1 pseudogene is annotated in these 203 nt (G+C 67.5%); it reads left to right on the plus strand.

Annotation, left to right across the window (positions count from 1 at the left end):
* Positions 1-203: pseudogene (locus IO24_RS0140270) on the plus strand (IS21 family transposase); the annotation flags it as partial.

Here is a 203-nt window from a genome sequence, read left to right on the forward strand (position 1 = left end):
GAGGGGCAGATCGGCTGGTTCCGCCGGAACCATATGGTCCCCGTCCCCGAAGTCGCCTCCCTTGCCCAGCTGAACGCGATGATCGAGCAGTGGGACGAGGAGGACGAACGGCGCCGGATCGGGTCCCGGCCACGGCCGGTGAGCGAGTACTTCGCCGTCGAACGGCCGTTGCTGCAGCCGTTACCGGACGAACCCTTCGAGAC

The organism is Streptomyces flavovariabilis, assembly GCF_000725785.1.
Classification (GTDB): domain Bacteria; phylum Actinomycetota; class Actinomycetes; order Streptomycetales; family Streptomycetaceae; genus Streptomyces; species Streptomyces hawaiiensis.